Source organism: Micromonospora sp. NPDC053740 (assembly GCF_040677775.1).
GTDB classification, from domain to species: domain Bacteria; phylum Actinomycetota; class Actinomycetes; order Mycobacteriales; family Micromonosporaceae; genus Micromonospora; species Micromonospora alfalfae.
In genome coordinates this window covers 72,144-94,716 of record NZ_JBFASO010000017.1, presented here as the reverse complement: position 1 = coordinate 94,716, position 22,573 = coordinate 72,144, and the positions used below count along the sequence as shown (strand labels likewise).

At 71.7% G+C, this 22,573-nt stretch carries 21 protein-coding genes; 20 read left to right on the top strand and 1 reads right to left on the bottom strand.

From position 1 onward, the window contains the following. The first annotated feature begins 47 nt into the window (after window positions 1-47). The 16 genes from ruvX to AB0K35_RS33265 all read left to right on the top strand — a co-directional run bounded on the left by ruvX (window position 48) and on the right by AB0K35_RS33265 (window position 18,493). Entirely contained in the window at window positions 48-506 is a 459-nt protein-coding gene (gene ruvX / locus AB0K35_RS33340) for a Holliday junction resolvase RuvX (RefSeq protein WP_238671622.1), read from the top strand. Beyond that, window positions 506-1,705, top strand: coding sequence for an endolytic transglycosylase MltG (gene mltG / locus AB0K35_RS33335; RefSeq protein WP_238671621.1), 1,200 nt, complete (start codon window positions 506-508; stop codon window positions 1,703-1,705). The genes ruvX and mltG overlap by 1 nt, the downstream gene beginning before the upstream one ends. A 293-nt stretch (window positions 1,706-1,998) precedes the next feature. Further along, on the top strand, window positions 1,999-2,826 hold the full coding sequence (locus tag AB0K35_RS33330) for a shikimate dehydrogenase (RefSeq protein ID WP_238671628.1): 828 nt from the start codon (window positions 1,999-2,001) through the stop codon (window positions 2,824-2,826). 333 nt (window positions 2,827-3,159) lie between these two features. Continuing rightward, window positions 3,160-4,866 carry a glycosyl hydrolase gene (locus tag AB0K35_RS33325; protein ID WP_238671620.1) on the top strand — a complete coding sequence of 569 codons (1,707 nt, stop codon included), beginning with the start codon at window positions 3,160-3,162 and terminating at the stop codon, window positions 4,864-4,866. Between the two features lie 222 nt (window positions 4,867-5,088). Beyond that, the gene (locus AB0K35_RS33320) at window positions 5,089-7,026 is read left to right on the top strand and encodes a hypothetical protein (protein WP_238671619.1); all 1,938 of its coding nucleotides are present in this window, start codon (window positions 5,089-5,091) and stop codon (window positions 7,024-7,026) included. Window positions 7,027-7,154: 128 nt separating this feature from the next. Continuing rightward, window positions 7,155-7,673, top strand: a complete 519-nt coding sequence (locus AB0K35_RS33315) for a DapH/DapD/GlmU-related protein (RefSeq protein WP_238671618.1) — start codon at window positions 7,155-7,157, stop codon at window positions 7,671-7,673. Continuing rightward, window positions 7,666-9,267 carry a lipopolysaccharide biosynthesis protein gene (locus tag AB0K35_RS33310; protein WP_238671617.1) on the top strand — a complete coding sequence of 534 codons (1,602 nt, stop codon included), beginning with the start codon at window positions 7,666-7,668 and terminating at the stop codon, window positions 9,265-9,267. Before AB0K35_RS33315 ends, AB0K35_RS33310 begins: the two co-directional genes overlap by 8 nt. A gap of 8 nt (window positions 9,268-9,275) precedes the next feature. Beyond that, the gene (locus AB0K35_RS33305) at window positions 9,276-10,628 is read left to right on the top strand and encodes an O-antigen ligase family protein (RefSeq protein ID WP_238671616.1); all 1,353 of its coding nucleotides are present in this window, start codon (window positions 9,276-9,278) and stop codon (window positions 10,626-10,628) included. After that, a complete protein-coding gene (locus AB0K35_RS33300) occupies window positions 10,625-12,262 on the top strand; it encodes a lipopolysaccharide biosynthesis protein (protein WP_363890534.1) in 1,638 nt (545 codons plus the stop codon). Before AB0K35_RS33305 ends, AB0K35_RS33300 begins: the two co-directional genes overlap by 4 nt. A gap of 8 nt (window positions 12,263-12,270) precedes the next feature. Next, entirely contained in the window at window positions 12,271-13,173 is a 903-nt protein-coding gene (locus AB0K35_RS33295; protein ID WP_238671627.1) for a sulfotransferase domain-containing protein, read from the top strand. Then, window positions 13,170-14,432, top strand: coding sequence for a hypothetical protein (locus AB0K35_RS33290; protein ID WP_363890532.1), 1,263 nt, complete (start codon window positions 13,170-13,172; stop codon window positions 14,430-14,432). Before AB0K35_RS33295 ends, AB0K35_RS33290 begins: the two co-directional genes overlap by 4 nt. 214 nt (window positions 14,433-14,646) lie before the next feature. Beyond that, a complete protein-coding gene (locus tag AB0K35_RS33285; protein WP_238671613.1) occupies window positions 14,647-15,126 on the top strand; it encodes a UDP-N-acetylglucosamine--LPS N-acetylglucosamine transferase in 480 nt (159 codons plus the stop codon). After that, window positions 15,123-15,797: a glycosyltransferase gene (locus tag AB0K35_RS33280; protein ID WP_238671612.1), complete on the top strand. Its 675-nt coding sequence runs from the start codon at window positions 15,123-15,125 to the stop codon at window positions 15,795-15,797. The genes AB0K35_RS33285 and AB0K35_RS33280 overlap by 4 nt, the downstream gene beginning before the upstream one ends. Beyond that, window positions 15,794-16,717 carry a glycosyltransferase family 2 protein gene (locus AB0K35_RS33275; RefSeq protein WP_238671611.1) on the top strand — a complete coding sequence of 308 codons (924 nt, stop codon included), beginning with the start codon at window positions 15,794-15,796 and terminating at the stop codon, window positions 16,715-16,717. The genes AB0K35_RS33280 and AB0K35_RS33275 overlap by 4 nt, the downstream gene beginning before the upstream one ends. Before the next feature lie 94 nt (window positions 16,718-16,811). Beyond that, window positions 16,812-17,990 (top strand): chorismate synthase, encoded by a 1,179-nt coding sequence (gene aroC / locus AB0K35_RS33270; protein WP_091401884.1) that lies wholly within the window; start codon window positions 16,812-16,814, stop codon window positions 17,988-17,990. Beyond that, window positions 17,990-18,493, top strand: coding sequence for a shikimate kinase (locus AB0K35_RS33265; protein ID WP_238671610.1), 504 nt, complete (start codon window positions 17,990-17,992; stop codon window positions 18,491-18,493). Before aroC ends, AB0K35_RS33265 begins: the two co-directional genes overlap by 1 nt. Before the next feature lie 102 nt (window positions 18,494-18,595). Here the strand turns inward: AB0K35_RS33265 and AB0K35_RS33260 are convergent, their stop codons facing one another. Next, a complete protein-coding gene (locus AB0K35_RS33260) occupies window positions 18,596-19,324 on the bottom strand; it encodes an alpha/beta hydrolase (RefSeq protein WP_363890528.1) in 729 nt (242 codons plus the stop codon). Window positions 19,325-19,403: 79 nt separating this feature from the next. On the opposite strand from AB0K35_RS33260, the gene AB0K35_RS33255 reads away from it, so the two are divergent. The 4 genes from AB0K35_RS33255 to efp all read left to right on the top strand — a co-directional run bounded on the left by AB0K35_RS33255 (window position 19,404) and on the right by efp (window position 22,570). Continuing rightward, window positions 19,404-20,402 (top strand): YafY family protein, encoded by a 999-nt coding sequence (locus AB0K35_RS33255; protein ID WP_363890525.1) that lies wholly within the window; start codon window positions 19,404-19,406, stop codon window positions 20,400-20,402. A gap of 10 nt (window positions 20,403-20,412) precedes the next feature. After that, a complete protein-coding gene (gene aroB, locus AB0K35_RS33250; RefSeq protein WP_238671607.1) occupies window positions 20,413-21,492 on the top strand; it encodes a 3-dehydroquinate synthase in 1,080 nt (359 codons plus the stop codon). After that, window positions 21,489-21,914 carry a type II 3-dehydroquinate dehydratase gene (aroQ, locus tag AB0K35_RS33245; protein ID WP_091401894.1) on the top strand — a complete coding sequence of 142 codons (426 nt, stop codon included), beginning with the start codon at window positions 21,489-21,491 and terminating at the stop codon, window positions 21,912-21,914. Before aroB ends, aroQ begins: the two co-directional genes overlap by 4 nt. Window positions 21,915-22,012: 98 nt before the next feature. Beyond that, window positions 22,013-22,570, top strand: a complete 558-nt coding sequence (gene efp / locus AB0K35_RS33240) for an elongation factor P (protein ID WP_007458344.1) — start codon at window positions 22,013-22,015, stop codon at window positions 22,568-22,570. Window positions 22,571-22,573 lie beyond the last annotated feature (3 nt).

Here is a 22,573-nt window from a genome sequence, read left to right as displayed (position 1 = left end):
GGCCGATTGGTCCGCCCTGGTTCGTTCCCGGCCGGTGGTGACGTTCGGTGGCTGAGTCGACGCGTGGTGTGCGGATCGGCGTGGATGTCGGTCAGGTGCGGGTGGGCGTCTCCCGCTCGGATCCGGACGGAATCCTGGCAACGCCGCTGGTCACCCTGGCCCGCGATCTCACGGCAGCGCCGGACGCGGTGCCGAGCGACCTCGCCGAGCTGGCCGCGCTGGTGGCCGAACACGAGGCCGTCGGGGTTGTCGTCGGTCTTCCGGTCAATCTCGCCGGCAAGCATGGCCCTGCGGCCGTCCATGTGAAGGCGTACGCTGACCGACTGGTCGATGTGATAGCGCCTGTCCCGGTAACGCTCACTGACGAGAGGATGTCGACCGTGGTCGCTTCTCGTAGGCTTGCCGAGCGTGGCGTCCGAGGTAAACGTCAACGTGCGGTTGTCGATCAGGCGGCCGCGGTGGAGATCCTGCAGAGCTGGCTGGACGCGCAGCGGAGGCGGACGTAATGATCGACGATCTGGATCTTGGGTTCGACGAGCCGGAGCGGGGGGAGAAGGGTCGGCACCGGCGCGGCTTCCGCAAGGGCAAGAGCGGGTCCGGCGGCGGCGGCGGCCGGGGCAAGACATTCCTGGCCCTGCTGATGGCCCTGTTCCTGTTGGGCGGCATCGGCGGCGGCGCGTTCTACGGCTTCGACCGCATCCAGAACTACTTCGTCACCCCCGACTACGACGGCAGCGGGGCCGGTGAGGTCACCGTCGAGATCAAGAACGGCGCGTTGATCGCCGACATGGCCGACGCCCTCGTCGCGGCGGACGTGGTGAAGAGCCAGAAGGCGTTCATCGAGGCGGCCGAGGCCAACTCGCGCAGCAAGAACATCCAGCCGGGCACGTACAAGCTGCGCAAGCAGATGAGCGGCACGAACGCGGTGACCGCGATGCTCGACCTGAAGAACAAGATCGTCAACGGGCTGACCATCCCCGAGGGCCGCACCAGCTTCAACATCTACAAGTTGCTCTCCGAGAAGACCAAGATCCCGGTCAAGGACTTCCAGGCCGCCGCGAAGGACCCGGAAGGGCTCGGCGTTCCGGACTGGTGGTTCGAGCGCGGCGACGGCAAGAAGAGCGTCAAGTCCGTCGAGGGCTTCCTCTTCCCGGACACGTACGAGATCCCGCCGAAGTCCACCGCCGAGAGCATCCTCAAGCTGATGGTGAACCGCTTCCTGTCGGTGACGGGGGAGATGAAGTTCGCCGACCGGGTGCAGGAGGAACGCAAGGTCAGCCCGTACGAGGCGCTGATCGTGGCCTCCCTCGCCCAGGCCGAGGCGGGCAACAAGGACGACCTCGGCAAGGTCGCCAGGGTGGCCTACAACCGCGCGTACGGCGAGTTCGATTGCAACTGCCTGGAAATGGACGTCACCGTCAACTACTACCTGGAGTCGATCGGTAAGCCGACCAAGTCGTCCAAGCAGATGACGGCGGCCGAGTTGGACGACCAGAAGAACCCGTACAACCGCAAGCTGCGCGGAATGATCCCCACCCCGATCAACAATCCGGGCAAGCAGGCCCTGGAAGGGGCGATGGACACGCCGCCCGGCAAGTGGCTCTACTTCGTGGCCATCGACGATAAGGGTCACTCCGCGTTCGCCGAGACGTACGAGCAGCACAAGCGCAACGAGAACAAGGCCAAGGAGGCTGGCATCATCTGACCGGCCGGGTCACGCCGTAAAGGCTCCCTTCCCACTGCGACCGCAATTATGGTCCCCGCCGGGAAGGGAGCCTTTGTGGTTCAGGTTCCCTTTTTGGTCGGCCCTTCCGTCGCCGAAAATGCTTTTACCAACGTCGATGGGGCGTCACGCGATGACGCGGTCGCCCGGGGTGGCCGCAGAGCCGGTTGCCTGGTGCCCGGGCCGGAGTGCTGGGTACTGTCGATTCCGACGTGCGCGGGAGAGCGGGGAAGTGATGTCGACAGTGACCGGGCCACCGGCCGCGACCGGCGGTGATCGTGTCGATCCGTAGGGCCGCGGTGCTGGGCAAGCCGATCGCGCACTCCCTCTCCCCGGTGATCCACACCGCGGGTTACGTCGCCGCAGGGCTGACCGGGTGGTCGTACACCCGGATCGAGTGCGCGGCGGCGGAGCTGCCGGATCTGGTCGCCGGCCTGGGCCCGGAGTGGGCCGGGTTGTCGGTGACCATGCCGGGCAAGGAGGCCGCGCTCGCCGTGGCCGACGCGGCCTCGCCGGTCGCCGTCGCCGTCGGCGCGGCAAACACGTTGGTACGCCGTCCGGACGGCTCCTGGTACGCGGACAACACCGACGTCGCCGGCATGGTGCGGGTGCTCACCGATGCCGGCGTGACCGCCGGTGCCACCGTCACGGTGCTCGGCGCCGGGGGGACCGCCCGCGCCGCGCTCGCCGCTGCCGCGCGGCTCGCGTGCTCGGCGGTGACGGTGGTGGCCCGCCGAGCCGAGGCGGTCGACGAGCTGCGCCCGGTGGCCGGCGCGCTGGGTGTCGCGCTGACGTTCGCTCCGTGGGCTGATGCCCCCCGGCAGTTGGTCGCCGCCGACGTGGTCGTCTCCACGGTGCCCAAGGGGGTCGCCGACCCGCTGGCCGGCGCGGTGGCCTGGCGGCCGGGCGCCGTGTACTTCGATGCGCTGTACGACCCGTGGCCGACCCCGTTGGCGACGGCCGCGAACGGGGCCGGCTGCCGGATCGTCTCCGGTCTGGACCTGCTGCTGGCCCAGGCCGTCGGGCAGTTCGAGCAGTTCACCGGCGTGGCCGCGCCGAGGGCGGCGATGGCTGCCGCGCTGACTGCCGCTCGCGCCGGCTGACGGACCGGACAGGCAGCCCAGCCATCGAGGGCGTTGACTGTGAACGGGGTTCCGGGGGGCGTTCGTGGGCCGGCGGCCGCGGTACTACAGCGGCGTGCGGGCGGATGAGCGGGCTCAGCGGCAGGCTCTCCACGCGCCCCGTTGACTCCGCGCGTGCTCCGCGGGCAAGGTGTGTGGCGGGCATCGGTCGCACTGCGGCCAGCGGCAGTGATTTCCCCGAGGCGTTTCTTAGCTGACGATTAAGACGCGCTTACGGAAAACTGTCCTACCTGCCACATGTCCTGGTCATCGATACGCTGCTCACCGTTACGGACGCAGACACAGGGAGTTTCCTTGACCAGGCACGGACTGCACCGCATCACCCGGTTCCGCTCCGGACCCCGGCGTAAGGCGATTGCCATCGGCGTGGTCGGCGGTTCGGTGGTGGCCGGCATCGTGGCGACGATGATGCCGCTGCTGGCCAGCGACGACCTGTCGATCCGGGCGGCGGCCGACACCACCGCCACCGCTGTCTCACAGGACGGTGACAACGCGGCCAAGTCGACCCTCGCGACCTGCGCGACGCGCTGCGACGGCAACCCGCGCGGTGGCCGCGAGGCGGTCATCGAGTTCGCTGTCACCACGGTGCCGGCCACCGCAGTCAACATCCGGGCGACGCTGCGGGTGCACGCCTGGCAGCAGTTCGCCGCCACGGTGACGGCGCACGCGTCGCCGCTGAGCGCCCGCGAGTCGCGGCCGCCGCTGACCTCGGCCGGCGCCGCACTGGACAGCGTGACAAGCGTGTCCAAGGGCGTCAACGAGTGGGACGTCTCCAAGCTGGTCACCGGCAACGGCACCTGGACGGTCTCGTTGGCGCAGAGTGGCCTGGAGAGCCGGATCTACTGGGCGTCGGTCGAGAACCGCAACCCGGACCTGCGACCCAGCCTGCTGATCAGCTACGACCTCGGGTCCCGGCCGTCGCCGGTGACCCCCACCCGGCCGGCACCGCCGCCGTCGCCGAGCGCGTCGCCGACCACCGCCGCGCCGAAGCCGTCGCCGACCATCGCTCCGACCCGGACGGCGACCCCGAGCGCCAGCGGCACCCTCCCGTCCGGCAAGTGTGGGTCCGTCTCGGACAAGCTCGTCCCGTCCTGTGGCGCCTGGTGGGGCATGTACTCGCCCGCCGGGGCGGCCGGTGGCTGGGACCACGGCAAGGCCGTCGTCGACGTGGAGACGCAGGTCGGGCGCAAGTTCGACATCGTGCACCGCTACCACGACTTCTCCAACGCCGGCAGCAACGGCGCCTTCCCCGACATGTACGAGCAGCAGCAGATGCGCGAAGGCCGGTTGATGTTCTTCGCCTGGGAGTCGCGTGACTTCTCCGCCGGCACCACCCTCAAGTGGTCGGACGTCTACGGCGGCAAGCAGGACGACACCATCGACGCGGTCGCGGGCCGGATCAAGGCCGCTGGCGTTCCGGTCTTCATCGGCTTCGACCACGAGCCGGAGGACGAGCCGAACAAGGGCAGCGACGCCGACTTCGTCAGGGCCTGGCGCTACGTCCACCAGCGGTTCGCCAACGCAGGCGCGACGAACGCGGTCTGGGTCTGGACGATGATGGGCTGGTCCGGGCACTACTCGCGGTACGCCGGCCTGTACCCGGGCGACCAGTACGTCGACTGGGTGGCCTACGACCCGTACAACTTCCACGTCTGCAACGGCAGCACTGTGTGGAAGAGCCCGAGCACGACTGTCGGTGGCTTCTACCGGTGGCTGGACGACAACGGCATCGGCGCGGGCAAGCCCCGGATGCTCGCCGAGTTCGGCACCAACTTCAACTCCGCCGACCTGGGCGCCAAGCAGCGCTGGTTCCAGGAGTTCCCGGCGGCGCTGAAGGCGCACCCGAAGATCAAGGCGGCGATCTACTTCAACTCGGCCGGCATGACCAGCCGCACGTCGACCTGCGACATGACGATGAACCACGACGCCTCGGCGGTGGCCGGCTTCGCGAAGGCCGGCCAGGACCCCTACCTGCGGCAACCCACCGGAGGTAACCGCTGACGTTCGAAACGGGCTGACCGGACGGCGGTCGCCGGGGGGTCGGACAACCGATCCTCCGGCGTTCTGTCGGCTTGCGGATTCATGCACCGCCCAATCGGCGGATTTTGTTAACCAGGCTGGACGAGGCACGCTACCTCGGGTTCTCATCCAATCTGGAGGCGCAGCGTGCCCAAACTCTCGCACTTGTGGCGTTTTGCAGGACGACGTCGTACTCGGGCGGGGATGGTCGCGTTGGCGATCATCGCCGCAGCTCTGGGCGTGCCCACCACCGCGTCGGCCGCTGTGGTACCGGTCCCGACCACGGCGACCCTGGTGTCGGCGAACCCCGCCGACGCTACCCCGCACGCCCGAGACGGTGAGACCCGTGCCTTCGCGCAGGTGGGCAACACGGTCTTCGTCGGCGGCAGCTTCACCCAGCTCCGGCAGACCGCGAGTTCTGCGTGGATCACGCAGCGCTACCTCTTCGCGTACGACCGGACCACCGGCACCATGTCGACCACCTTCCTGCCGGTGCTCGACGGCGCTGTCAACACCCTCATCGCCGGCCCCGGCGGCACGCTGATCGTCGGCGGCACCTTCAAGAACGTCAACGGCGTCTCCCGGAAGAACCTGGTGGCGCTCAACCCGTCGACCGGCGCGATCATCGACAGCTGGGTCGGGCGCTCCGACGGCGGCACGGTCCGCGACCTGGCGCTGGACGGCAACTGGCTCTACGTGGCCGGGGCATTCAACTGGCTCAACGGCACCGCGCACGCCGGTCTCGGCCGGCTCAACGCGACCACCGGCGCGATCGACCCGAGCTTCAGCATCGACGCCACTGTGGGACGGCACAGCACCACGTCGTACGTCTGGACCATCGACGTCGCACCGGACGGCGACACCCTGGTCGTCGGCGGCAACTTCACGCTCGTGAACGACCTGCCGCGCAACCAGATCGCACTGGTGGACGTCTCCGCGACGCCCACGCTGATCGACTGGAGCAGCGACAAGTTCGTCGCGCCGTGCGCGTCACCGGCGACCTTCGTGCACTACGTGCAGGACGTGAAGTTCGGCGGCGACGGCACCTGGTTCGTGGTCGGCACCAACGGCGGCGCCGGCTGGCCGTCGGCGTACTGCGACGCCCTGGTCCGCTTCGAGACCGCGGCGCGGGGCGGCGGCCAGCTCGCCACCTGGGTCGACTTCACCGGCAACGACACCATCACCTCAGTCGAGGTGGCGGACAACGTGATCTACCTGGGCGGGCACTTCCGCTGGTTGAACAACCCGAACGCCAGCGACAACGCGGGCGCGGGCGCGATCGACCGGCTCGGCATCGCCGCCGTCACCCCGGCGACCGGTATGCCGGTGAACTGGAACCCGCGCCGCAGCGGCAGCGCGTCGATGCCGTCGGGCACCAGCAGTTGGGGTTCGGCGGTGCCCGTGCTCTGGCGCGGTTCGGACGGCCTCTACTTCGGGCACAACTCCGATGGCATGGGCGAGGAGTACCACGGCCGGCTCGGCATGTTCCCGCTCGCCGGCGGACGTACCTTCACGGCGAAGAACCCGCCGTCGGCCACCACCGGCAACCTCTACCTCGGCACCGCCTCGGGCACCGTGGCGAAGGTGCCGTTCGACGGCACAGCGCTGGGCACCGCTACCAGCGTCAGCCAGCCCGCGTACACGGCGGCCGGCGCGACCTGGCGGGTGGACGACCGGATCTACTGGTCGCACACCGTGGCCGGCACGCCCACCGGCAGTCGGATCGACATCTCGCTCTTCAACGGAGGCGCCATCGGCTCGCCGTGGGAGGCGTCCGGCTACAACGACTGGTACAACCCGGCGTTGCTGACCGGCGCCTTCTTCCTCGACGGCCGGCTCTACTACACCCGTACCGGGTCCAACAACCTCTACTACCGCTACTTCGAGATCGACGGCAGCTACCTCGGTGCCACCGAGTTCACCCTGCCGACCACTGGTGTGACCTGGTCCGCGGTGCGGGGCATGGCCTGGGTGGGTGGCCGGATCGTCTACGGCTCCACCGACGGCGCGCTGCGCAGCGTGCCGTTCGACCCGACGGCCGCCCCGACCGCGGTGGTCAACGGCACCACGGCGACAGTGATCAGCAGCGCGACGCCCGAGTTGTCCTGGTCTACCCCATCGACATTCTTCTCCGTACAGTAAGGGTCAACCGTTCGTAACGGAGCATCGGTAGATTGTTCACGTTGGGCCGGTGGCGGTACCCACCGCCGCCGGCCCGCGACGGTGGGGGAGGGTCGTTGCTCGGCGCCGCTGGCATCCGAACGAGACGTGTGGTGCGTCTGGTCTTCGCGGTCAAACGCGGCTGGTATCAGCTCCGTTATCGACGGTTGACGCTTGGTCGGGACGTGGAGATCCGGGGCCGCATCCGGTTGCGGCGTGGTGTGCGGGTGACAATTGGTGACCGCACCCGGTTGAACAAACTCGTCCGCTTCGCCGGACCCGGCGAGGTACGCGTCGGGGCGGACTGTCTGCTCAACGCCACCTGGATCGGCACCTGGACGTCGGTCACAGTGGGGGACCGGTGCCTCCTGTCGGACTGCGAGTTGCTCGACAACGACTTCCACAACCTGCCCCCCGCGCAGCGGCACGCCCCGCCCGGCCCACTCACCCGTGCCCCGATCGTTCTCGAGGAGAACGTCTGGGTCGGTGCGCACGCCCTGGTCCTGAAGGGCGTGCGGGTCGGCCGGGACAGCGTCGTCGGCGCGGCGACGGTGGTCCGCACGGACGTACCGCCCGGCGTCGTGGTCGTCGGTAATCCTCAACAGACGGTGAAGAAGTTCCATGACTGATGCAGCGCCCGCCCCCTGGCCCACGGACGGCCCGTCCTCCGGCACCTCCCGTGCCGTGACACTGACCGACCTGCTGCGGGTGCCGATGCACCGGCTGCGGTTGGTGGCGGCGGTCGCCATGGTCGGTCTGCTCGCCGCGCTCGGCTACGTGCTGCTGGTGCCGGCGGCGCTGTCCGCGAGCGCCGTTGTCGCGGTCCGGCCGGTGGTGACCGACGCCTTCACCCCCAGCGGCGCGGGTGCCGACCGCGCGGTCAACATGAACGTGGAGAGCGGCATCGCCACCGGCACCGAGGTGGTGCAGCGGCTCGCCGACTCGGCGGGCGGCGATCCGCGCGACATCCGTGACGCGCTCGAGGTCGAGGTGCCCACCGGTGGGCAGATCCTGCGCTTCACCTACCAGGCGGGCGAGGCGCACCAGGCCGTGCAGAGCGCCAACATGGCCGCCGAGGCCTACCTGAGCGTGCGCCGCACAATGTACGAGCAGCAGCGCGCCGAGATGCTGCGCTCCTACGACGCCAGCATTACCAAGGTCGCCGCCCAGCAGACCGCCCTGCAGAAGCGGGCGAACACCGCCAAGGACACCGCCGCCGGTGACGCGCTGGTGGCCGAGCTGGCCGGGATCAACAACCAGCTCACCCAGCTCAACGCCGCCCGCACCGAGATCGCGGCGGTCGACGTCAACCCCGGCTGGGTCACCCAGACAGCCGAGAAGGCGCTGGTCACCTCCGCCGGGCACCGGCCGCTCTACCTGGTCGCCGGCCTGCTCGGTGGCGCGCTGATCGGCATCGTGCTGGCGTACCTCTGGGAGTCGACCGACCGGAGGGTCCGCTCGGTCGCCGACGGTCGGGAGGCCTCCGGCCTTCCACTGCTCGGCACCGTACGCCGGCCGGCGTTCCGGGGTAGCCCCCGGGCGGTCGACGCCGACGTCCGGTACGTGGCGATGGCGGTCGCCGAGCGGGTCCGGCAGCCGGCCCGGGTGGCGCTGGTCACCGCCCGGGAGGACGCCACGGCGCTCACCGCCGGGCTCGCTGTGGCGCTCGCCGTGGACGGCCGGGAGGTCTTCGTCGCCGACGACAGCGGACGGATCGAGCGGCTACGGGCCACCGTTCTCGCCGACCGGGGGCGGCTGCCCATCGACCCGTCCCGGCCGCTGGTGCCCAAGCCCCGGCCGGCCGGCAGCACACCGCCCGCCGCTGCTGCCGCCACGGAGAGCACGCCCGCCCGTCGGCCCTCCCCGCACCCGCCCGGTGCCCGCCCGTCCACCGACCCCGATGCCACACTCACGCTGCCGAGGGTGTCGTCCGCCCGCCCGGAGAACAGTCGCGTCGTCACCCCCGACGAGGTTGTCGTGGGTGTGGGCAGTGTCCGGTTCGGCACCTGGCGGCAGGGCGCGGACCACGGCCTGGTCCTGTTCAACGCACCGCCGGCCGAGTCCGACGAGCGTGGCGTGGCAGTGGCCCGGCAGGGCAGCGCGGTGGTGGTCGTGGAGCGCGACCGCACCCGGCAGAGTGACCTGCGACGCCTGGTGGAGCGGTTGCGCGCCGCCGGGGTCACCCCGCTGGGCTTCGTGCTCACCCGGAACGGCCGGGCCTGAGCGTGTCGGTGACCCGCGCCCCGGCGACCGAACCACCACCCGGAGGCGCTCCCCAGGAGTCCGCGCCGGTGCCGTCGTTCGCGCCGCCGCAACTGCCGCTCTGGCCGCTGTCGATGATGTTCGGCCTGGTGCCGCTCTGGTGGCTGTTCGGCGCGTTCTACCTCGGCTGGCCGCTGCTGGGCGCGCTGCTGTTCGCGTTGCTGCTCACCCGGGGGCGCGTGCCGCTGCCGCCGGCGGCCGGCATCTGGCTGCTCTTCCTCGCCATCGTGGTGGTCAGCGCCACCCAGTTGTCGTCGCCCGCCTCGCTGCTCACGTTCGCCCTGCGGCTGGCCTTCTACCTGACCGCGTTGGTGGTCGGCGTCTACGTCTACGCGGCCGCCCGGGAACGCGCCAGCCTGGTGGCGGTGCTCACCCCGCTCTGCGCGTTCTGGTTCGGGCTGGTGGCGCTGGGCTGGCTCGGGGTGCTCGTGCCCCGGCTGGCCATGACGACCCCGATGGAGGTGCTGCTGCCCGGTGGGGTGGCCGGCACCCCGTTCATCCAGGACATGGTGCACCTCACCACCGCTGAATACAGCGCCCGTTCGCTCAACCCGATCTATCGGCCGGCCGCGCCGTTCGCGTACACCAACAACTACGGCAGCGCGTACGCGATGACCCTGCCCTGCGTGGTGGCGTTCGCGATGCTGCGCCGGCAGGGGTTGCTGCGCTGGGCGCTGCTGGCGTCGCTGCCGCTGTCGCTGGCGCCGGCGTTCCTCACCCTCAACCGGGCGATGTTCCTCAGCCTCGGCGCCGGGCTGGCGGTGCTCGGAGTGCGGGCCAGCCTGCGCGGCAACGTCAGGGTGGCCGCGTCCATCGTCGGGGTCGTGGTGATCGGCGGGTTGGCCACGCTGTTCATCCCGATCACCGAGCTGATCAGCAGGCGGGTCGACTCCAGCGACACCAACACCGACCGGCTCTCGCTCTACACCGAGGTGATCCGCCGCGTGCAGGAGTCGCCCTGGTTGGGCTACGGCGCTCCGGTGAACGTCGACACCGTGTCGGCGGCCGCGCCGATCGGCACCCAGGGGCAGCTGTGGATGGTGCTGTTCAGCCACGGCGTACCCGCGCTCATCTGCTTCCTGGCGTGGTTCGTCGCCGCGGCGGTGATCTGCGCGCGGGCGACGTCGGCGGCCGGGCAGTGGCTGGCGGTGGTGCCGGTGGTCTGCCTCGTGCAGGTCCCGTTCTACGGCATGGCGAACCAGAACCTCGCTGTCGCGTTCTTCGCTGTGGCCTTCGCGATGGCGCTCACCGAACGCGAACGGCTGACCCGGTTGGCCGGGTCGTCGCCGACGCCCGCGCGGGCCGCGCCGGTGCCCGCGTGACCGCCGCGACCCGTCCGTCGGCCGGCGCCGACGAGGGCCGGTCCACGCCCACCCCGGTAGAGGGTCAGGCCGCGCCGTCGCCCGCTGGGGACACCGGCTCGGCCGAGACCCGCCGCAGCGCGCGCAGCGGCGTGGCCGGGCTGCTCGGCGCGGCCACCAGCGGCCTGTTCGGGTTCGTGCTGGCGGTCGTGATCACCCGAAGCTACGGCCCGGCCGGCGCTGGCGCGTTCTTCGCCGCGATCGGGGTCGTCACGGTGGCCACCGCGATCTGCACGCTCGGCGCGGAAACCGGTCTGATGTGGGCTCTGCCGCGCCGCAGCGCCGGTGTGCGCGGTGATGCCGCCCGGGTGCTCCCGGTGGCGCTGATCCCGCCGCTGGTGACCGGGCTGCTGGTCGCCGGCGCGGGCGTGCTGGCCGCCGACGCCCTCGCGCCCCGACTGCTGGGCGGCTCCGGCGCGAGCGGCGGCGCGCTGCTCACTGTCACGTTCGCCGCGGTGCCGGTGGTGGTCACGATGACCCTGCTGCTGGCCGCGCTGCGCTGCGTGCGGCCCATCCGGGCGTACGTCGGGGTGCAGTTCCTGCTGCTGCCGATCGCCCGCCCGGCGCTGGTCGGCGCGGCCGCCCTGGCCGGTGGTGGCCTGCTCGCCGGCATGACCGGCTGGTTGGTGCCGGCGGCGTTGGCGCTGCTGGCCTGTCTCATCCTCGTCGCCGGCCCGCTCGGGCTGGGCCGGGGCGCGACGCTGCGTCCGCGCCGCGCCGACTGGTCCACGTTCTGGCGCTTCGCGCTGCCCCGGGCCGCCTCGGCGGCCATCGACGCCGGCAGCATGTGGGTGGGCGTGCTGCTCACCTCGGTGCTGGCCGGCCCGGCGGACGCCGGTGTGTTCGGCGCCGTCGGCCGGTACGTGCTGGCCGGTCAACTGGCCATGCAGGGGCTGCGGGTGGCGGTGTCGCCGCAGCTGTCCCGGCTGCTCGGGCGGGGCGAGCGGGCCGCGGCGGCGGCGGTGCACCGGCAGTTGACCGTCTGGGGCCTGGTGCTGTCCTGGCCGGTGTACCTGCTGCTGGCGGTGTTCGCGCTGGCCTTCCTGCAACTGTTCGGGCCGGAGTTCACCGCCGGTGTGCCGGCGATGACGGTGCTCGCGCTGGCGATGCTCGTCAACACCGGAGTGGGCAACGTGCAGAGCCTGCTCCTGATGGGCGGACGCAGCGGGCTGCACCTGGTCGCCACAGTGGCCGGGTTGACGGTGACCGTCTCGCTGGGCCTCTGGCTCATCCCGCGCTACGGCGCGACGGGCGCGGCGGTGGCCTGGGCGGCCGGCATCGCCACCGAGAACCTCACCGCCGCCGGGTTCGCCCGGTCGGTGGTTCGGGAGCCGCTGTTCGACGCCGCGATGGTGCGTGCCGCGGCGGCCACGATCGCCGGTGTGGGCCTGGCCGCCGCGGCCGGCGTGCTGGTGGGCGGTCGCGGCCTGCCCGGCCTCGCGGTGGCGTTGGCGGTGCTGCTGACCGGCTGCGTCGGCATGTTGACGTTGCCCCGGGTGCGCGCCGGCATCCGGGGGACCATGAGACAGATCCGTGGAGGGGACAACGCGGCCACGGCCGCCGAGCCCACCTCGGCATCGACGAGAGGCAGGTGAGGTTCGGCGTGGTGTCCATCCGTGACCGGGTCAAGCAGTTGGTTCCGACCCAGGTGACCACCCGGGTGAAGGAGTCGCTTGTCGACTACGGCGTTCGCACCAGCGACCGTCGGCCGCTGCCGGACTTCCTGATCATCGGGACCAAACGGGGTGGCACCACCTCCCTGTGGAACTACCTCATCCAGCACCCGTTGGTACCCCGGCTCTTTCCCGCGTGGAACACCAAGTCGGCGCACTACTTCGAGGAGCACTGGGGCCGCGGCGAAGCCTGGTACCGCTCGCATTTCCCGACCGAGCGGCAGCGCGAGGCCCTGGCCAAGCGGCACGGCGGCCCGGTCCGGGTCGGTGAGGCCGCCCCGCTGTACATGTTCCATCCGCTCGCCGCGCAGCGGGTCGCCGGGCTGATGCCGTCGGTGAAGCTCATCGTGCTGCTGCGGGACCCGGTGGAGCGGGCGTACTCGCACTGGAAGGAACGCCGCACCCACGGCATCGAACCACTGGACTTCGCCGCCGCCCTCGCGGCCGAGCCGGAACGCACGGCGGGGGAGCGGGAGCGGTTGATCGCCGAACCGGAGTCGTTCAGCGAGCCGTACGACTGGTACACGTACCGGGCCCGGGGGCGTTACCTGGAGCACCTGGAGCCGTGGCTGGAGCGCTTCGACCGGGAGCAGATCCTCTTCCTGCCCAGCGAGGATCTGTACAGCGACTCGCGGGCGACCTACCGACGGACCCTGGACTTCCTTGGTCTGCCGGCGTACGACCTGCCCAACTTCAAGGTCTACAACGATCGGCGCTCGGCACCGCTGGAGCCGAACGTGCGCGCTGAGCTGACCGACTACTACCGGCCGTACAACGACGCCTTGCGTCAACGGCTCGGGCTGGACCTCGACTGGGCGGACCGGGCGGCGTGACGACAGGGGTGGGCCCGGCCACCGACCCGCGTTCACGGGTGGACGGCCTGGGTTGGGTGAGCCGCGCGGTCTTCCCGGACGACCGGGTCGGCCTGACAGTGGCCGGCGCCCTGCCGGCCGGTCACCAGGCGGTGGCAAGGTACGCGGTGGTGCCGTCGGTCGCCCGGGCCCGGTTCCTGGTGCCGTTGGGCGCGCCCCGGGCCGGGGCGGCGTCCCTGTTGGCGTACAACGCCCTGCGGCCACCGAAGGTGCGCGCTCTTCGGGCGGTGCTCGGTGGGCTGGCCCGGTTCGGCCGGGTGGGGCTCGCGCCCTTTCCCACGTTGACCGTCTCGGTGCCGGCCGGGGTGCCGGCCGCGGAGCTGCTGCTCAGCGAGCGGCTCTCCGCCGACCTGGGTGACACGCCGCTGCTGGCCGCGTTCGGGGTCCGCCCACCCGACCCGAACGGCAAGCCCACCCTGCAACTCTTCAGTGCCGACGGGCGTCCGCGTGGCTACGCGAAGATCGGCTGGAACGACGCGACCCGCGCGCTGGTCAGCGCGGAGGCGGCGGCGCTGCGGGCGTTGCGCGAGGTGGTCGGCGTCGCCGACCATCCGACGCCGCCGCGGCTGCTCACCGAGACGTCGTGGGCGGGCCAGGTGGTCGCGGTGATCGAGCCGTTGCCCCCGGCGGTACGCGGTGTGCCTGTGGACGACCCGCCCCGGATCGCGGCGTTGCTCGCTGTCGCCCGGCGAGGCGACGGGGCGGGCACGCCCCGACCGCTCACCGACTCGACGTTCCTGCGCCGGCTGGCCGACCAGGCCGGCCGGGCCGCCGCGACCGAGCCGGCCGGTGCGCGGGCGATCGCCGCGGTCTCGGCGTTGGCCCGCCGGCATGGCGACACCAGCGTCGAGTTCGGTCACTGGCATGGTGACTGGGTGCCGTGGAACCTGGGCTGGCACGCCGGTCGGTTGGTCGCCTGGGACTGGGAGCACAGCGGGCCGGACGTGCCGGTCGGCTTCGACCTGGCGCACGACGCGTTCCAGCGGGCCCTCGTGCTGCGCGGGGAGCCGGCCGACGTGGCCGCGTCGGCGGTGGACGGATATCTGAGCCGGCACGGCGAGCGGCTCGGCCTCGACGCCGCGCAGCGTCGGCTCGTCGCCGACGCGTACCTGGTGGAGATGTGGTTGCGGACGTGGCGGCTGGCCGACGCGGGCGCGGGCTGGAACGCCGCCCTGCATCCCGCACTCTTGGACGTCATCGAGAAAAGACATAGCGGCTGATCTGGAGGAATCGCGGCGACGACGGTGCGCCGCAGAGTGACGACAAAATCGCAGGTGGTGATGACGATCGATGGACCTCGGACGTTCGGTGCACCGCACCGCCCGCTGTGGAGATCGTCATCTCGGCCGGTCGCGCTATTCAACGACCGGGAATCGTGTGATCTGCTTCTGCCTGGCGTGAACTGAAATTCCAAGCGAACTTGTGGGGAGTCGCGTGGACACGAACAACGACGACAGTGGGGCACCGGTGCTGCTGCTGGTCGGCTCCAGCGGCGGCCATCTGGCCCAACTACTGGCCCTGCGGCCCTGGTACGAACAGCGGCGGCGCTGCTGGGTCACCTTCGACACCCCGGAGGCGGTGTCGCTGCTGGCCGGCGAGGACCTGGTGCCGGCGCACCACCCGACCACCCGCAACGTGCCGAACCTGCTGCGCAACGCGCTGCTGGCCTGGCGGGTGCTGCGGGCCCGGCGGGTCGCCGCCGTGGTCACCACCGGCGCCGGGGTGGCGGTGCCGTTCGTGGTGCTGGCCCGGCTGCGGCGCATCCCGACCGTCTACATCGAGGTGTACGACCGGATCGACACCCCGACGTTGACCGCTCGGCTCTGCCGGCCGTTCCTGTCCTCGATGCTGGTGCAGTGGGACGAGCAGCGCCGGCAGTACCCCGAGGCGACAGTCGTCGGGACGCTGCTGTGACCGGGGAGACGGGCACCGCCCGGCGTCCGCAACCCCGGCCGGCCACCGAGGCGGCCCGCCTGCCGCGCCAGCGCGACAGCTCGGCGGTCGCCCAGCTCCGACTGCTGGTCGCGGTGGGCACCGACAAGCACCCCTTCGACCGGCTCGTCGACTGGTTGGCGCAGTGGCACGCGCAGGCTGCCGGCCCGGTCGGGCTGACCATGCAGCACGGGCACACGAAGGCGCCCCAGCTGAGTGGCGCGGTGCCGTTCCTCGGCCACGACGCGTTGCAACAGGCGATGATCGATGCGGATCTGGTGGTCTGCCACGGTGGCCCGGCGACCATTCTGGAGGCCCGCCGGCACGGCCACCTGCCCATCGTGGTGCCCCGCGATCCGGCTCGCGGTGAGCACGTCGACAACCATCAGCTCCTCTTCGCCCGCCGGCTCGGCGCCGCCGGGCTGGTGGCGCTCTGCGAGACCCGGGAGGCCCTGCACGACGCGTTGGCCGCCGGGGTGGCCGACCCGTCCCGGTACGCGGTGGCCGCCGACCCGGAGGCACACGAGGCGCGACGGGCGGCGGTGGCCCGGGTCGGGCAGATCGTCGACGACCTGGTGGCCCGTTCGACCCCGCGCCGACCCCGGTGGCGGGCCTGGTCCCGGCCGCGCCCGGGTACGGAGGAGATTCGATGACCCAGCAGCCGACCGTCAGCGTCGTGGTGCCCACCCGGGACCGCCCCGAGCTGCTGCGGGCCGCGGTGCGCGCGATCCTGGCACAGGACTACCCGGGCCTGATCGAGGTCGTCGTGGTGTTCGACCAGTCCGCGCCGGACGAGTCGCTGAACGAGTTGGGGAGCGGCCCGACCCGCGTGGTGCGGGTGATCCGCAACGCCCGTACCCCAGGGTTGGCCGGTGCGCGCAACAGCGGCACCCTCGCGGCCGAGGGCGAGCTGGTCGCGTTCTGCGACGACGACGACGAGTGGCTGCCCGGCAAGCTTGCCGCCCAGGTCGACGCGCTGGCCGGCGATCCGGCCGCCGAGTTCGTCTGCTGCGGCATCCGGGTCAACTACGACGGGCACAGCGTCGAGCGGGTGCTCGACAAGGACCGGATCACCCTGGACGACCTGCTACGCGACCGGATGACTGAGCTGCACCCGTCGACCTTCCTGATCCGCGCCACCGCGTTGCGCAACGGGTTCGGGCTTGTCGACGAGGAGATCCCGGGCAGCTACGCGGAGGACTACGAGTTCCTGCTGCGGGCCGCCCGCAGCGCGCCGCTGATCAACCTGCGGACGCCGTCGGTGCTGGTCCGCTGGCACAAGCGCTCGTACTTCGCGCAGCGCTGGGACACCATCTCGGAGGCGTTGCAGTGGTTGCTGCAGCGCTACCCGGAGTTCGCCAGTCAACCGGCCGGCGAGGCCCGGGTGGCCGGGCAGATCGCGTTCGCCCAGGCCGCCTCCGGTGACCGCCGGGGCGCGCTGCGGTGGGCCCGGCGCACCCTGCGGAGCAACCCCCGCGAGCCGCGCGCCTACCTGGCCCTCGCCGTCGCCGGTCGGGTGGTCCGGGCCGACGCGGTGCTGCGCACCCTGCACAAGCGCGGTCGGGGGATCTGAGCCGCCGCCCGCGTGAGCGGGCGGCGGCGTCCGCTGGGCGGGACACGACGGGGAGCGCGCCGCGTCGGTGGCCCGCCGTGACAGACTGACCGCTGTGTTGCGCTGGCTGACTGCAGGTGAATCGCACGGTCCCGCCCTCGTCGCGATGTTGGAGGGGGTGCCGGCCGGCATTGAGGTGACCACCACCGAGATCGCCGACGAGCTGGCCCGTCGACGGCTGGGCTATGGGCGGGGTGCCCGGATGTCGTTCGAGCGGGACGAGGTTGAGCTGCTCGGCGGCCTGCGCCACGGCGTGACCCTGGGCAGCCCGGTGGCGATCCGGGTCGGCAACTCCGAGTGGCCGAAGTGGCAGACAGTGATGGCCGCCGACCCGGTCGACCCCGACGAGCTGGCCCGGCAGGCCCGCAACGCCCCGCTGACCCGTCCCCGGCCCGGCCACGCGGACCTGGCCGGCATGCAGAAGTACGGCCACACCGACGCACGGCCGATCCTGGAGCGCGCCAGCGCACGGGAGACCGCCGCCCGGGTGGCCGTCGGCACTGTCGCCAAGGCGCTGATCCGTCAGGCGCTCGGCATCGAGATCGTCTCGCACGTCGTCGAGCTGGGCCCGGTGGCCGCGAAGCCCGGCCTGCGTCCCACGCCGTCCGACACGGCCCGGATCGACGCCGACCCGCTGCGCTGCCTCGACCCGGAGGCCAGCGCCCTGATGGTCGCCGAGGTCGACGCCGCGAAGAAGGCCGCCGACACCCTCGGCGGCGTGGTCGAGGTGCTGGCGTACGGGGTGCCACCGGGGCTGGGCAGCCACGTGCAGTGGGACCGCAAGCTCGACGCCCGGCTGGCCACCGCGCTGATGTCCATTCAGGCGATCAAGGGCGTGGAGATCGGCGACGGCTGGCAGCAGGCCCGTTCCCGCGGCTCGGAGGCGCACGACGAGATCATTCCGTCGGCCACCGGCGTTCGGCGGGTCACCGACCGGGCCGGCGGGCTGGAGGGCGGCATCACCACCGGCGAGCCACTGCGGGTCCGCGCCGCCATGAAACCGATCTCCTCGCTGAACCGGGCGCTGGCCACAGTGGACGTCACCACCGGCGAGCCGGCCACCGCGATCAACCAGCGCTCCGACGTCTGCGCGGTGCCCGCCGCGGCGGTGGTCGCCGAGGCGATGGTGGCGCTGGTGCTGGCCGAGGCGGCCACCGAGAAGTTCGGCGGAGACTCGATCGCCGAGATCCGTCGCAACCTCGCCGGTTACCTCGACGCGCTGGTCATCCGCTGATGGCACCTGTCGTCGTGCTGGTCGGCGCGCCCGGCTGCGGCAAGACCACAGTCGGTCGGGCGCTCGCCGCCACCCTCGGCGTGGAGTTCCGCGACACCGACGCCGACATCGAGCAGATGGCCGGGAAGCCGATCCCGGAGATCTTCATCGACGAGGGCGAGGCGCACTTCCGTACCCTGGAACGGGCCGCAGTGGCCGCGGCGCTGGCCGGCGGCACGGGCGTGCTCGCCCTCGGCGGCGGCGCGGTGCTGGCCGAGGAGACCCGAGCGGCCCTGATCGGGCACCGGGTGGTGCACCTCTCGGTCGAGTTGCCCGACGCGGTGCGGCGGGTCGGGCTCGGCGCCGGCCGGCCGCTGCTGGCGATCAACCCACGGGCCACCCTCAAGCACCTGCTGGACCAGCGCCGGCCGCTCTACGCCGAGGTCGCCACCGAGACGGTGGTCACCGACGGCCGGGCCCCGGCGCAGGTAGTCGCCGACGTCGCCGCCCTGCTGCCCCGCTGACGTAGCCCTGCCCCGCCGATCTTGCAGTAGCTGCTCCGGCGTAGGGGGCATTCCCCGCATCTCGGCAACCGGAACTGCAAGATCGGCGCAGTGGGGTGGCCCTCAGCCGCGGGCGATCAGGTCGAGGACGTCGGCCAGAGCCTTCGGCTCGCTGAGCATCGGCCAGTGCCCGGTGGGCAGCTCATGCAACTGGCCGTCGGCCAGTCCGGTGAAGAACGGATGCTCCTGTTGGATCATCTGCTGCACCATGCCGAGCGGGAAGGTGCTGGCGACCAGCGCGGTCGGCACCCGTCGCCCACCGGTGCGTCGGACCGGGTCGCTGGCGGCCCGCAGCGGCTGTGGGGTGGCCCGGGTACGCAGCAGCGCGAGCGTCGGCTCGTCCAGACCGGCAAGGTTGGTCGGGTCGGCGGCCGGATCCCAGGCCGGCGGCGGCAGCAGGTGCCCGCTGCCGACAACAGCCCGCAGCCGCTGCTGCTCGTCGGCCGGCAGCGTGTCGAACTGCGCCGTGCCGTCCGGCAACGGCCCGCTCTCCACGTAGATGATCCGGGCGATCCGGTCCGGGATGCGGTCCACCGCCTGGGCGGCCGGCATCCCCCCGCCGGAGTGCCCGACCAGCAGCACGTCGCGCAGGTCCTCGACCTCGATCAGTCGGACGATGTCGGTGGTGTGCGTGTCCAGGCTGACCTCCGGCCCGGCGAGGTGGTCGCGTTCGGCCAACCCGGTCAGCGTCATCGGATACACCTCGTGCCCCTGCGACCGCAGCGCGACTGTCACGTCCCGCCATGCCCAGGCACCCAGCCAGAAACCCGGCACCAGCACGAATGTCGCCATCTGTGGCTCCTTCTCTCGGTTACCGACAGACCGTACGATCTATTCCGGACAGGATCCGCCCGCTTTGAAGGAGTGGCCCGTGTCACATCCCGCTGGGCGGGTGCTGGCCCTGCTCGAACTGCTGCAGACCCGGCACCGGTCGACGGCCGCCGAACTCGCCGGCCACCTCGGTGTGGACGAGCGGACCGTGCGCCGCTACGCGACCACGCTCGTCGAGCTGGGCATTCCCGTCACCGCCGACCGGGGCCGCTACGGCGGCTACCGGCTGCACTCCGGTTACAAACTGCCCCCGCTGATGCTCACCGACGACGAGGCGGTGGCCGTGCTGCTCGGCCTCGTCGTCGCCGAACGGGTCGGGCTGGCCACCGAGCAGCCCGCCACCGCCACCGCGCTGGCGAAGATCCGCCGGGTGCTGCCGGGGGCGCTCGCCGACCGGCTCGCCGCCGTCCAGGAGCACCTGGGCTTCACCCTGCGTCGTCCGGAGCCGGAGCGCGGACCGGCGTCCGGCACACTGCTCGCGCTCGCCTCGGCCACCCGGCACCGGCAGCGGGTGGCGGTGGACTACCGCTCCTGGCGGGGCGAGCAGTCGCACCGCGAACTCGACCCGTACGGGCTGGTCTTCCACGCCGGCCGTTGGTATGTCACCGGCCACGACCACAGGCGTGGGGAGATCCGCACCTTCCGACTGGACCGGATCGGCGCGGTGACGCCCGGCGTGGCGACGTTCACAGTGCCGGACGGCTTCGAGGCGGTGGCCTGGGTGACCCGGTCACTGGCCGGCGTGCCGTACCGGCACGAGGTGGAGGTCGTGCTGGAGACCGACCTGGTCGCCGCCCGCCGCCGCATCCCGCCCAGCGTGGCCGAGTTGACAGCCACCACCGACGGGGTGCTGCTGCGGGCCCGAGCGGAGAGCCTGCCCGGGATGGCGGCTTTGCTCGCCGGTCTGGGGTGTCCGTTCACCGTCCGGCATCCGGACGCCCTGCGCGCCGCTGTGGCCGAACACGCCCGCCGGTTGGCGGACTGGGCCACCCGGCCAGCAGGTGGACAGCCGCCCTCCCCGCGCCGCCCGCTGGACTAGGCTGCCGGCGATGGACGAGGTGACCCGAATTCCGGTCGGCGGCGAGCGGCCGTACGACGTCTTGGTGGGACGTGACCTGCTGGGTGCGTTGCCTGGCCTGCTGCCCGGCGCGACCCGGGTGGCGGTGCTGCACGCGCCTCCGCTCAAGGCCCTCGCGGACGCGCTCGGCGAACGCCTGCGCACCGCCGGCGTCGAACCATTGCCGATCGAGGTGCCCGACGCCGAGTCGGGAAAGCACATCGACGTGGCCGCCGCCTGTTGGGACCGGCTCGGAGCGGCGGGCTTCACCCGTACCGACGCGGTGGTCGGGGTGGGCGGCGGCGCGGTGACCGACCTGGCCGGCTTCGTCGCGGCCTGCTGGTTACGGGGTGTGCGCTGGGTGCCGGTGGCGACCTCGCTGCTGGGCATGGTGGATGCCGCGGTGGGCGGCAAGACGGGCATCAACACGGCCGCCGGCAAGAACCTGGTGGGCGCGTTCCACCCGCCGGTCGGGGTGTTGGCCGACCTGGCCACTCTGGACAGCCTGCCCGCTGTCGACCTGGCGGCCGGGCTGGCCGAGGTCGTCAAGTGCGGTTTCATCGCCGACCCGACGATCCTGGATCTCATCGAGAACGACCCGGAGGCCGCCACCGACCCGCGTGGGCCGGTGAGCCGGGAGCTGATCGAGCGGGCCATCCGGGTCAAGGCCGACGTGGTCGCCGGCGACCTGCGCGAGTCGGGCCTGCGGGAGGTGCTCAACTACGGCCACACCCTGGCCCACGCCATCGAGCAGAACGAGAGCTACCGCTGGCGGCACGGCCACGCCGTCGCTGTCGGTCTGGTGTACGCGGCCACGCTGGCCCGGCTCGCCGGGCGGCTGGACGCGCCGACCGCCGACCGACACCTGGTCGCGCTGAGCGCGCTGGGCCTGCCGGTGAGCTACCCGGCCGACGCCTGGCCGCAACTGTTGGCCGCGATGCGGGTGGACAAGAAGACCCGGGGCAGTCGGCTGCGCTTCGTGGTGCTCGACGGGCTGGCCCGCCCGGCGATGTTGGAAGGCCCCGACGACGCGTTGCTGGAGGCCGCCTACCGGGAGGTGGCAACCCCGTGAAGGTCTACGTCTTGAACGGGCCGAACCTGGGCCGGTTGGGCACCCGCGAGCCCGACGTGTACGGCGCGACCAGCTACGCGGATCTGGTGGCGCTCTGCGAGAGCACCGGTCGGGAGTTGGGGCTGGCGGTGACGGTCCGGCAGACCGACGCGGAGCACGAGCTGCTCGGCTGGCTGCACACGGCGGCCGACGAGGGCGCCGCGGTGGTGCTCAACCCCGCCGCCTGGTCGCACTACTCGTACGCGGTGCGGGACGCCTGCGCCATGCTGCGGGGGCCGCTGGTGGAGGTGCACATCTCCAACATCCACACCCGTGAGGAGTTCCGGCACCACTCGGTGGTCTCGGCGGTGGCGACCGGGGTGATCTGCGGTCTGGGTATCGACGGCTATCGTCTCGCTCTGCACCATCTGGCCACCCGCTGAAGGCCCACGGACTGGGCGCTCCGAACGGGGGGCCGTCCGATTCGACGCAGCTTGTAGACTTGCCAGGTCTGTCCGCCAATTGATGATCAAGGCAGGAAATGGCCTCCACCAACGACCTCAAAAACGGTCTGGTACTCAACCTGGACGGCGAGCTCTGGGCCGTCGTCGAGTTCCAGCACGTCAAGCCCGGTAAGGGTGGTGCCTTCGTGCGCACCACGCTGAAGAACGTGCTGTCCGGGAAGGTGGTCGACAAGACCTTCAACGCGGGCACCAAGGTCGAAACCGCGACCGTTGACAAGCGCACGATGCAGTACCTGTACGCCGACGGTGAGGACTTCGTCTTCATGGATCTGGAGACCTTCGACCAGATCACGGTGCCCGGTGGCACCGTCGGTGAGGCAGCCAACTACCTGCTGCCCGAGGCGGAGGCGACCGTCGCCCAGCACGAGGGTGTGCCGCTCTACATCGAGCTGCCCACCAGCGTCGTGCTGGAGGTCACCTACACCGAGCCCGGCCTGCAGGGCGACCGTTCGACCGGCGGCACCAAGCCGGCGACCGTGGAGACCGGCGCCACGGTGCCGGTTCCGCTGTTCATCACCACCGGCGAGAAGATCAAGGTCGACACCCGCGACGGCCGTTACCTCGGCCGCGCCTGATGG